Origin of the sequence: Staphylococcus sp. FSL W8-1270 (assembly GCF_038007165.1) — a bacterium.
GTDB lineage: Bacteria > Bacillota > Bacilli > Staphylococcales > Staphylococcaceae > Staphylococcus > Staphylococcus hominis.
In genome coordinates this window covers 1,037,933-1,050,074 of record NZ_JBBOWQ010000001.1, presented here as the reverse complement: position 1 = coordinate 1,050,074, position 12,142 = coordinate 1,037,933, and the positions used below count along the sequence as shown (strand labels likewise).

Here is a 12,142-nt window from a genome sequence, read left to right as displayed (position 1 = left end):
ACATATATTAATTTAAATGATTTATGAGTATTGAATTTAAGAACCTTTTAAAATAAATATATGATAGTAATAACACAAAATATCGATATATGATTTAAATTACCTGAAATTCGTTTTTTACTTGGTTTTGTCGCTAAATCGCTTGTTTTTTCACATGCAGTTTTACCAACAAAATGATGAAATTTGTTGGTAAAACAAAAAAACGTCTGAGACAGTAAATGTCTCAAACGCTTTTTCTTTAATCTAAATTAGAATAATCCTACTGCATGACCTTCATCAGTGACATCCATGTTTAATGCCGCTGGTTTTTTAGGTAATCCCGGCATTGTCATAATTGCCCCTGTTAATGCAACAATAAATCCAGCGCCTGTTTTAGCTTCTAATTCTCTGATAGTTATATCAAAATCAGTTGGTGCACCTAAAGCGGTTGCATCATCACTAAATGAGTATTGTGTTTTAGCCATACAGATTGGATATTTGCCCCATCCATTGTCGGTAAATTCTTTTAATTGTTTTTTTGCTTTTTTACTGAACGTTACTGAAGAACCACCATAGATTTCTTTTACAATTGTTTCAATTTTTTCTTCTAATGATTGATCTAAATCATACAAGAATTTAAATTCTTGTGGTTGATCGATGACTTCAAGAACTTGATTAGCAAGATCAACGCCACCTTTACCGCCTTTTTCCCATACTTCTATTAAGGCAATTCGTACATTATTTTCTTTAGCCCAAGCTTTAACTGCCTCAGTTTCGTCTTCAGTATCATGTACAAACGCATTTAAAGCAACCACAGGTTCTACTCCAAATTTTCTAATATTATTAACATGACGCTCTAAATTAACAATACCAGCTTTAACTGCTTCAACATTTTCTTCTTTTAGATTATCTTTACCAACGCCTCCATGCATTTTTAATGCACGAACAGTAGCTACTAGGACAACTGCAGAAGGTTCAAAGCCCGCTTCACGTGCTTTGATGTCTATAAATTTTTCAGCGCCTAAATCTGAACCAAATCCTGCTTCTGTAACAACAATATCTGCTAAATCACGTGCAGTTTCAGTTGCTAAAATCGAGTTACAACCATGAGCTATATTAGCAAATGGTCCACCATGTACAAGTGCTGGTGTTCCTTCAATAGTTTGTACTAAATTAGGTTTAATTGCATCTTTAAGTATCATTGCAAGAGCGCCTTCAACTTTTAAGTCTGCAACAGTAATTGGTTTACGCTCACGAGTATAACCAACTGTAATACGACTGATTTTTTCTTTTAAATCATTAATATTACGAGCTAAACATAAAATCGCCATTATTTCAGATGCTACAGTGATATTGAAACCATCTTCACGTGGAACACCGTTAGTTGGTCCACCTAACCCAACAATGACATTACGTAATGCACGATCATTCATATCAAGTACACGTTTCCATTCAACACGACGTACATCAATTGCTAAATCATTACCTTGATGAATGTGATTGTCTATAAATGCTGATAATGCATTATTCGCTGTTGTAATTGCATGGAAATCGCCGTTAAAGTGTAAATTAATATCTTCCATAGGTAAAACCTGCGCATATCCCCCACCAGTGGCGCCACCTTTAATTCCGAAAGTTGGCCCTAAAGCAGGTTCACGTAAAGCAACCATTACATTTTTATTTAACTCATTAAAAGCATCAGCTAAGCCTACTGTTACAGTTGATTTACCTTCACCAGCTGGTGTAGGGCTCATTGCAGTTACTAAGACAACTTTACCTTTTTCTTCTTTTGATTGAACTTGATTAATATCAATTTTAGCTTTGTAGTGTCCATATTGCTCTAAAGCATGTTCAGGTATTCCTGCTTTTTTTGCAATGTCTCCAATTGGTTTTAATTCTGATTGATTAGCAATATCTAAATCTGATAAATGTGCCAAATTATTTCAACCCCTTGTTTAAAATAAATTTTATGTAATAAGATATTTAGAAATAACTACCAAATCATCTTACTACTTTATAATAACTAACAAACAAATATATGTCGAATACTTGATAGCGTTTACAAAAATATTTAATTTCCTTAAAAATAAATTTAGTAATATTAAAAGGTTTACATAATTATATTATAGTAACTTATATATTAAAAAAGGATAAAATTATTCATTTTATCCTTTTTTCTACATTACTTTATTTAGTAGTATTTCGATATTCAATTCTATGTGGCAAAACTACATTAGGTTCTGCAATGTCTTCTTCATTCATAAATTTAGTAAGAAGACGCATACCTACTGCTCCGATGTCATACAATGGTTGAATGACACTAGATAGTTTAGGTCTAACCATTTCTACCAAACGCGTATTATTAAAACTAACGATTTGTAGTTCTTCTGGAACTTTTATTCCAGCATCAAGAGCACTATGCAAAATACCAATTGCTTGTTCATCACTAATAGATAATATAGCATCAGGTAAATTATTTTTTAATTTTTCAAAAACATTCACTCCGTCTTTATAGCTTTCTGAACCTGATAATTCTATAGTGTTATTTAACTTTAATTGATGTTTGTTTAAAGCATCTTTCAAACCACTTAGTACATCTTCTTGAGCCTTTTTAGAATAATCTCCACTTACAAGTACAAAATCTTTTGCGCCTGTTTTAATAAGTTGTTCTGTAACTTCTCTGGCAGCTTTAGCAAAATCGATATTAACAGATGCGATATTGTCATCTTTACCATTTGTGCCAGATACTACAACTGGAACTGAAGAATGATTAATTAAATCTTTGATTTCATCAGAAATTGTACCACCTAAAAAGATAATGCCATCTACTTGTTTACTTAACAAATTATTAAAAATTTCTTTTTCTTTTTCTGAATCATTATCTGAATTAGAAATGATAGAGTGATACTTATACATTGTTGCAATATCTTCAATACCTCTAGCAAGTTGAGAATAATAAATATTAGAGATATCTGGTATAATAACGCCTACTGTAGTTGTACGTTTACTAGCTAGTCCTCTTGCAACAGCATTTGGTCTATAATTTAATCTTTGAATAACATCATTTACTTTTTTACGTGTTTCTGGTTTTACGTTTTGATTGCCATTAACTACTCGTGATACAGTTGCCATAGATACACGAGCTTCTCTAGCTACATCATATATAGTTACCGTCATAATTTCCTCCTTGTAAGCGTTTCATTTATTATTATAACGTGTTTTCATTTCATTTTCAAAGTTTATCATAAATTGGTTATGTGTCAAATATATAAGACTTATATTCACAATTGTGTCAAATTTTAGTTAATAGATTTAATAAAATCAAAATAAAACTATTCGTTTTAACTAAAAAAGAACAATATAGAAGTTAAATATAAAACTTTCTATATTGCCCTATATTTTAGTAAAATGAATAGCTAGTAAATTAAAGTATGATGTTTTATTTAAGTTGTTTAGAATTGTACATGTCAGCTAATGGCTTTAATTCATTATAAAATTTATCAAACTCATTTAAATCCATTTGTTGACCACTATCACTTAAAGCTACTGATGGATTTGGATGTACTTCTGCCATTACTCCGTCTGCACCCACTGCAAGTGCTGCTTTTGCAGTCGGTAACATAATATCCTTACGTCCTGTACTATGTGTAACATCTACCATTACTGGTAAGTGAGTACCTTGTTTTAAGATAGGTACGGCAGAAATATCAAGTGTATTACGAGTAGCTTTTTCATAAGTACGAATACCACGTTCACATAGAATAATATTTTTATTACCTTGAGAAGCAATGTATTCAGCTGCAAATGTAAATTCCTCAATAGTAGCTGATAAACCACGTTTTAATAAGATTGGCTTATTTGTACGTCCAGCTTCTTTAAGTAATTCAAAATTTTGCATATTTCTTGCACCAATTTGGAAGACATCTAAGTATTCATCAGCAATTTCGAAATCAGCTGGATTTACAATTTCACTAACAATATTAAGATTGAATTTATCTTTAACATTTTTCAATATTTTAAGCCCTTCAATTCCTAATCCTTGGAAATCGTATGGTGATGTTCTTGGTTTAAATGCACCGCCTCTAATAAATTTCTCACCTTTGGCTTGTAAATCACGAGCTACTGCATCAACTTGTTCTTGAGATTCAACAGAACATGGACCAAATACAAATGATTTATTTCCATCACCAATAACTCCACCATTATCAAATTTTACAATTGTATCTTCCGGTTTTAATTTTCTTGAAACATATAAGTGCTTTTCATTTTCTGATTTTTGTAAATCAGTAGACGCTTTAAAGATTTCTTTAAACAATTGTTTAATTACATTATCATTAAATGGTCCGTTATTACGATCCATTAATTCATTAATCATTTCTTTTTCTCGTTGAGGGTCATAAACTTTAGTACCTTGCTTAATTTTTTCTTCTCCTATTTTTTGAGCTAATTCCCCTCTTTTTGATAATAAGTCTAGAATTTGATTATTAATTGAAATTATCTCTTCCCTGTATTGTTCTAACTTTGTAGACATTCATACTCACCTCAATAAATTTTACTATACTGAATTATATTACTTTAAAGCGGTAAAATAATTGTATTTAGATAGTATTCTAACAATTACATTAAAAATATTCAACTATAAATCAAATAAATTTTCTGATATTTCTGAATTATTAAAATTAATACAATTAATAATACTATATAAAGAATTAAAAGAGCAATGTAAAATATTACACTGCTCTTTTAAAAAGATTAATCATTAAATGTACGTTTTTCTATTTTACTATTTGCTTTTTCAGCTCTTTGTTGTTGCTTTGGCGTTTTGTTTTTATTTTGATTTTTGCGATTCTGATTTTTGCGATTCTGATTTTTACGTTTTTGATTATGGTTTTTATTTTTTTGAGTTGAATTTGATTGAGATGGTTGATGTTGGTGAGTAATAACTCCTTTTTCAAATTTAGCATCATGGTGAGTTTGTTTATTTTTTGTTATTTCTTCATCTTTATTAAATGACTTATGATTTTTAGTTATCAAATTAGGCACTTTATCATATTTAGAGGATGTTATTGGTGCCTCCTCAAATAATTTTCGAGTATTACTTGCTACATCTTTATTATCTTTTAACTTAGTTTGCTTAGTTCTAGCTGCCGATGCAATTTTAGAAGCTTGTGACTCATTTTCGCTGTTTTGAGTTTGATGACTTCTTGCTGGATTAGATAATTGATTTATTGCTGATTCATTTTGAATTGCACGATGTTGTGCTGCAAGTGCATCTGTTTCTTCTTGTTTTTCATCTTTAGCGATTGCTTCTTTTTTGGCTTCTTGTATTTCTTGCGCTTGTGGTGATTCGTCTGCTAAATTACTTGATGTTTCTGATTGAATTGCTCGACGTTGTGCTGCAAGTGCATCTGTTTCTTCTTGTTTTTCATCTTTAGCAATTGCTTCTTCTTTGGCTTCTTGTATTTCTTGCGCTTGTGGTGATTCGTCTGCTAAATTACTTGATGTTTCTGATTGAATTGCTCGACGTTGTGCTGCAAGTGCATCTGTTTCTTTTTGTTTTTCATCTTTAGCAATTGCTTCTTTTTTGGCTTCTTGTACTTCTTGCGCTTGTGGCGATTCGTCTGCTAAATTACTTGATGTTTCTGATTGAATTGCTCGACGTTGTGCTGCAAGTGCATCTGTTTCTTCTTGTTTTTCATCTTTAGCAACTGCTTCTTTTTTGGCTTCTTGTATTTCTTGCGCTTGTGGTGATTCATCTGCTAAGTTATTTGACAACTCAGCTTTAATAGCATTTTGTTGTGCTACAATTTCTTCCGCACTATTATGTTCATTATTAAAATAATTATTTTCTTTTACTATAGTTTCAGCCTTGGCTTCTTGTATTTCTTGCGCTTGTGGTGATTCATCTGCCAAGTTACTTGATGTTTCTGATTGAATTGCACGACGTTGTGCTGCAAGCTCATCGGAAGAAATACCTGTATGTTTTCTATTTTTTAAGTCTTCAATTTTATGTCTTACATTATCAATTGTTTCTTCTGTTTGTTGTTTAATACTATAATAATTATCTTTAACTTCTTGTTCTTTTGCTTTTAAATCATCAATTTTTTGGTTTGCTTTATTTTTAGTTAAAAGTCCAATAGTTGAGCCAATAATTGCACCAGTAATAAAGCTAACAATAAAACGTTTACGAGACTTAAATCTCGGATCATTATAATAAGTTTTATAATCAATCTCTTGATTAGTATCACGAGTAGCTTGATTTGAGAACTTTGGATGATTATAACTCTCATAGTCATCACGATTATAATGTGGTGTATTAACAAAGTTGTTTTGGTCTAATTGATTTGCGCCACGACCATGTAAGTCATTACCTGAGTTATTTGTTTCAAATGCATCTCTATCGTAATGTTTTGTCGCATTTGTATTCAAATCACCATTAGGTTGATTTGCGCCACGACCATGTAAGTCATTACCTGAGTTATTTGTTTCAAATGCATCTCTATCATAGTGTTTCGTCGCATTTGTATTCACGTCATCATTAGATTGATTTGCGCCACGACCATGTAAGTCATTGCCAGTGTTATTCGTTTCAAATGAGTCACGATTATATTTTTTACTCATGTTTATTCCTCCTATAAGAAATGCACTTAAACAAGTAAAAACCTCATTTAAGTGCATTTGATTGAATCATATTAAAAGTTTTTCTCAACATTTGTAGTGTAATTTTGATTTGCATCATTAGCTACAGAGTTAGCTCTGTAGTTTGCACTTCCTCTACGGTAGTGTCTATTTTGCCATTTGTCAGCAATTTCCATTGCAACATTTGACCATTGAACTACTTGAGAAATTTTATCTTCATTTTGAGAAATATTATGTGTGATTGAGTTAGTCACACGATCAACTGAGCTATTTAAAGTTTGAACTGAGTCGCCAATACCTTTAACGCCATCAACAACAGAGTTTAAACGTTCAACTTTACCTTGAATGTCTTCAGTTAAGCGATTAGCTTTATGAAGTAAATCAGTAGTTTCACGAGTAATACCTTGAACTTGACCTTCAACACCATCAAGTGTTTTAGCCACATGATCTAAATTTTTCTTAACTGAAATTAAAACTACGACAATTCCAATACATAAAATTAAGAATGCGATTGCAGCAATAATTCCAGCAATTGGTAAAATCCAATGCATAAAAAACGCCTCCTAAATATTCTTTTAAAATAAAAGTCATTAATTATAAATACCCATAATAATTATATATAAACATATTAGAATTCTTTTGACATACCAATTTTTTCTTCATAAGCACGTTGAATTTTTTGAATATCTCCGGCACCCATAAATAGAATAACAGCATTATCAAATTTTTCTAATACATCAATACTATTTTCATCGATTAACGCAGATCCGTCAATACGATTTATTAAATCTTGGATAGTTAATTCTCCAGTATTTTCACGTATTGAACCAAAAATTTCACATAAAAATACGTGGTCTGCTTTACTTAATGCATCAGCAAATTCATCTAAGAAAGCTTGAGTTCTTGAAAACGTATGAGGTTGGAATACTGCAACGACATCTTTATTTGGATATTTTTTTCGTGCTGTTTCAATTGTAGCACTAATTTCTCTTGGATGGTGAGCATAATCGTCTACTAATACTTGTTTTGAAACAAAAGTTTCATTAAAGCGACGTTTTACACCACCAAATGTTTCTAAAGCTTCTTTAATATTATTAACATCCATTTTTTCAAGATAACTAATTGTAATGACTGCTAAGGCATTTTGAATATTATGATTACCATATTGTGGTGTTAAAAATTGATCATAGTATTCTCCATTAATATACACATCAAACTGAGTACCATTTTCAGTTATTTGTATATTATCTGCATATACATCATCGTTTTTACTAAGACCATAATAATAAATAGGTACATCTGCTTTTAAATTTCTTAAATGTTCATCATCTCCCCAAGCAATAATAGCTTTTTTTACATTATTTGCCATTTCTTGGAAAGCACTAGCAACATCGTCGATATTTTTAAAATAATCAGGATGGTCATAATCAATATTTGTCATAATTGCATAATCTGGGTGATAGCTTAAAAAGTGACGTCTATATTCACACGCTTCAAATGCAAAATAATCACTACCTGGTAATCCCATTCCTGTACCATCGCCAATTAAGAATGATGTTTTCTTGTCTCCATTCATAACGTGAGATAATAAACCAGTTGTAGACGTTTTACCATGAGCACCTGTAACTGCTACCGATGTATATTGATTAATGACTTGACCAAGAAAATCATGATATCTAATCACGTCCAACTTTAATTCATGTGCTTTAACAATTTCTTCATGTGTATCAGGAAATGCATTACCTTGAATAACTACCATTCCTTCATGTATATTATCTACACTAAATGGTAAAATTTTAATCCCTTTATTTTTAAGTGCTCCTTCTGTAAATACATATTTTTCAATATCTGAACCTTGAACTTCATGTCCTAAATCGTGCATAATTTGTGCTAATGAACTCATTCCTGCACCTTTAATTCCGACAAAATGATAATGCGTCATATCCATAAAACTCCTTTAAAATTAATCATTCTTTAAATCTGCCTCAGTAATAAATACATCTCTTGGTTTAGAGCCGTTTGCTCCAGATATATAATCTAGTTGTTCTAATTGATCGACGATTCTTGCTGCACGATTATAACCAATTTGGAAATGTCGTTGGATTAATGAAGTAGATATATGTCCTTCTTTGACCATAAAACTACAAACATCATCAAATAATTCATCTCGTGCTTGAGTTTGAGTCTTTTTCAACAATTCTTTTTCTTCAAATAAATATTCTGGTTCTCTTTGTGCTTTGATGAAATCAACGACATCATCAATTTCTTCATCAGATACAAATGTACCTTGTACACGTATAGGTTTATTCATACCACTACCTAAATATAGCATATCACCATACCCTAATAGTCTTTCAGCGCCTCCACTATCAATAATAGTTCTAGAGTCCACGCTTGAAGACACCATAAATGCAATACGGGTTGGTATATTAGCTTTAATAAGTCCAGTAATAACATTAACTGAAGGTCTTTGTGTCGCTACTAACATATGAATTCCACAAGCTCTCGCTTTTTGAGCAATTCTAGCAATAGATTGTTCTACTTCTTGTGGAGCCATCATCATTAAATCTGCTAATTCATCAATAACAATGACTATCTTAGGCATACGTTGTTCGTAAGACGCTTTTTTATTGAAAGCAGTAATATTGCGTACGTGATATTTTGCAAACAGTTTATAACGTCTTTCCATCTCTTCAACAGCCCACTTTAAACTTTGAGTAGCTGCTTTAACATCTGTAATAACTGGTGAAACAAGATGTGGTAAGTCATTATATGGCGCTAATTCAACCATTTTTGGATCAATCAATAATAATCTCAACTCTTCTGGATGATTTTTATATAATAATGACATTAATATACTGTTAATACATACAGATTTACCTGAACCTGTCGCTCCAGCTATTAAAGCATGAGGCGTTTTAGCAATATCCATTAATAATGGCTCATTATTAATCCGATTACCCATAGCTACTGTTAATTTAGATTCCGTATTTTTAAACTTAGATGATTCTAAGATTGATTTTAAACTTACTTTTGAAGAATTTTGGTTTGGTACTTCAATACCTACCAAGCTTGTACCTGGAATAGGTGCTTCAATTCTTATATCTTTAGCGGCCAGTGCCATCTTTAAATCATCTTGCAAAGCAGTAATTCTCGAAACTTTCACACCTTTTTCAACAGCTAACTCAAATCGTGTTACACTTGGACCTACAGTCACATTTTGAACTTCTGCAGGAACATTAAAGTAATAAAACGCATCATTTAATTCTTGTTTTTTCTCTTCAATCCATGAGTTATCAATTTGATGAATTTCCGGATCTTCTAATAATTCAAGACTTGGTAATTTAATATTAGGACCTTTTCTAATCGCAGCTTTACTTTCGTGTTGCTCGTTTTCATCTTGATCTTCATTCTGAGTATTTAATGTCATAGATATGGCTTGTGTATTTTCATTTTGTACATTTGAAAGTTCACTCGTTTCATCTTCTTGATTATCTTGAAGTGATTGTTCATTAATATTCTTTTTAATATGCTCTTCATGATTATTAGTCGCTTTTACTGATGGACTTGAACTTGGTGTACTAACTGATTTATTTTCCAATTTTGTCTCTGGTTTTAATTCTGGAACGCTAACTTTATTAGTTTTTTTGAATTTTTTAGCATCCATCAAACGTTTTTTGTCAGATGGCGTCATTACAACGTTAAAAGGTTTACTACCCGGAATGATTGAGGATTTAATAGATGATGAAACATCCTCATTTTCAACGATTTGTTTGTTATCATCTTCTAATTTTTCATCTTCAGTGTTAGATGATGAGTCATGAACTGAATCATTGTTATGTTCAATTTGTTCAGAAGCATACTCAGTATCTGTCTCAATTGCATTATCAATTGAATGGTCAATGTCATCATCGTTATGATTTGATTGTTTAGTTACCTCTTCATTCGAAGAAGCGTTCATCTCATGATACTTTGCTTCCTCTACTTCTTCTTTTGAAGTATAATTATTGTCTTGCAATTCATTAACTTTACTTAAATGAGCATCTTCATTTTTATTAAGATGATGCTGTTTGTCTTTAGTTGAATGTATAGGTGATACGTTAAGATTATCGTCTGACAATGGCTCATCATTATGTTCGTCTGTAGATGTCGTATCATTAACTTCTCGTACTTCTACATCTTTATCATTAACAGTTTGAATATTTGGGACAGATTTCAAATCAATTTCTTCATATTGATACTGCTCATCATCGTCATCATAATTAGATGTATTTGAATCAGTTTGAGTCCCTTCATCAATCACATGATTATTCATCGTATTCTCATTTGAGTCTTCCATTTTATCAGTACTATCTTCTGTATATGTCGTTCTCTCTTCATCATTATTTTCTTCATGATCTAGAGAACTCTCTCCAGTGTACTGCTTAGCTTGATTTGCATACATTTCATCAATGACTTTTTGGATTTCGTTATCATTATCCGCTGATTGTTGACGCTTATTCTGTAAAGCTTCTTTAAACTTACGTTTTTGTTGTGCTTTTTTTTCTCTTTCACGTCTAATTTCTTCTACTATTTGTGACGCATAAATATTCTCAATATTCACCGTATTATCTTTTTGAGAAAAATTAGGAACGTTACTTTTTGAAGATGTAGTTTCATAAATATTAGAATTTTGATCATTAATAATTGAAACATCAGTATCTTCATACTTAGTTTGACTCAACGGTTCATTTTTAGACTTGCTTATATTTGTTTTTACATCATTATCAGATACTCGTTGTGCTGTTTGATCTTGTTTTGAATTATGTTTCTCGTCATTATGATTATCGTCATTCTCATTCTCTTTTAGTGGAGGGATAACACCGTTTTCAATTGGTCGGCGTTTTTTTGTACCAAATACTGCAGACGGTACTTCTGAAGTTCTAAAACTTGAATGGTGATATGTAGAATTCGATGTCGTTTTATAGTTTGCTTTAAAACGCTCCGATTGTAATTTCACATGAGAATGATTATTTGTATGCTTATGATATTGAGAAGTCGTTTTTCTATTATTTTTATCATTTAATTGTGTACTATTCAACGACTTATTACGTTTATTAGAAGGTCTTTCTTTAATTGAAGGCACTCCAGTATCATCATGATTTGTATACTGTCTTCTTCTGCGTCTTCGAGTATCTGTTGCACTGTCATAAGTTTGAGGATAGTCATTATTATTATCTATTTCATCATAACTGTAAGCGCCATAACCAAATTCTTTATCAACTTTAGGTGATTTCTGCGACATATATTCATCTTCATCAACTTCTCTGTAAACCGCTTCATCATATGTTTCAGCATCTTGCCCTAAATCAATAGGAAAACGAAATTTTCCACGCGGACGATCATAGATATCATCATTTTCAGGAAGTAAGGTATGCTCACCATTCTTTTGTGTTTCTGAGTTATGTCGACGTTTATTTTTTCGTCTTAGTAATTCTTCATCAGAATGTTTATCATTGTCAAATAATTCATCAAACCAACTCAT

General features: G+C 31.4%; 7 protein-coding genes. All 7 read right to left on the bottom strand.

Annotated features, from left to right (window positions below):
- Nucleotides 1-248: 248 nt before the first annotated feature.
- The 7 genes from NSU06_RS05365 to NSU06_RS05335 all read right to left on the bottom strand — a co-directional run bounded on the left by NSU06_RS05365 (nucleotide 249) and on the right by NSU06_RS05335 (nucleotide 12,142).
- Nucleotides 249-1,916, bottom strand: coding sequence for a formate--tetrahydrofolate ligase (locus NSU06_RS05365; RefSeq protein ID WP_340779559.1), 1,668 nt, complete (start codon nucleotides 1,914-1,916; stop codon nucleotides 249-251).
- A 250-nt stretch (nucleotides 1,917-2,166) separates the two neighbouring features.
- Nucleotides 2,167-3,156, bottom strand: a complete 990-nt coding sequence (gene ccpA / locus NSU06_RS05360) for a catabolite control protein A (protein ID WP_017176097.1) — start codon at nucleotides 3,154-3,156, stop codon at nucleotides 2,167-2,169.
- 262 nt (nucleotides 3,157-3,418) lie between these two features.
- Nucleotides 3,419-4,510 (bottom strand): bifunctional 3-deoxy-7-phosphoheptulonate synthase/chorismate mutase, encoded by a 1,092-nt coding sequence (locus tag NSU06_RS05355; protein WP_019835463.1) that lies wholly within the window; start codon nucleotides 4,508-4,510, stop codon nucleotides 3,419-3,421.
- 221 nt (nucleotides 4,511-4,731) lie between these two features.
- Complete coding sequence (locus tag NSU06_RS05350; protein WP_340779555.1) at nucleotides 4,732-6,600, bottom strand: hypothetical protein; 1,869 nt, start codon at nucleotides 6,598-6,600, stop codon at nucleotides 4,732-4,734.
- A 71-nt stretch (nucleotides 6,601-6,671) separates the two neighbouring features.
- On the bottom strand, nucleotides 6,672-7,169 hold the full coding sequence (locus NSU06_RS05345) for a DUF948 domain-containing protein (protein ID WP_002449680.1): 498 nt from the start codon (nucleotides 7,167-7,169) through the stop codon (nucleotides 6,672-6,674).
- A 77-nt stretch (nucleotides 7,170-7,246) separates the two neighbouring features.
- A complete protein-coding gene (murC, locus tag NSU06_RS05340; RefSeq protein ID WP_093514953.1) occupies nucleotides 7,247-8,560 on the bottom strand; it encodes a UDP-N-acetylmuramate--L-alanine ligase in 1,314 nt (437 codons plus the stop codon).
- 21 nt (nucleotides 8,561-8,581) lie between these two features.
- Nucleotides 8,582-12,142 carry a DNA translocase FtsK gene (locus tag NSU06_RS05335; protein ID WP_340779549.1) on the bottom strand — a complete coding sequence of 1,187 codons (3,561 nt, stop codon included), beginning with the start codon at nucleotides 12,140-12,142 and terminating at the stop codon, nucleotides 8,582-8,584.